At 55.6% G+C, this 232-nt stretch carries 1 protein-coding gene; it reads right to left on the bottom strand.

Features of this window, described 5'->3' with window-relative positions:
• A partial coding sequence (locus MXD62_RS09755) for a fumarate hydratase (RefSeq protein WP_248829024.1) occupies positions 1-232 on the bottom strand: 232 nt, incomplete at both ends.

Here is a 232-nt window from a genome sequence, read left to right as displayed (position 1 = left end):
ACAGGAAGAGCGGCGATATGGCAGGGGAAAATTTCAATTTTTACGTCAAGCGCCGTCGTTCGCCCTCCCATTCCCTGAGGGCCGATTCCCAGCTTATTGCTTCGCTCCATCAGTTCTTCTTCCAAAGCGGCGATCTCTGGTCGCGGGCTGCGTTCCCCAATCGGCCGGAACAGCGACTTTTTGGCCAGATAGGCGGCCTTTTCAAACGTCCCACCAATTCCTACCCCTACGA

The sequence above is a fragment of the Frankia sp. Mgl5 genome (assembly GCF_023242985.1).
Taxonomy (GTDB): Bacteria; Actinomycetota; Actinomycetes; order Frankiales; family Frankiaceae; genus Parafrankia; species Parafrankia soli.
Note: the sequence above shows the minus strand (reverse complement) of the source record. Positions and strands in the feature narration are given on the sequence as shown.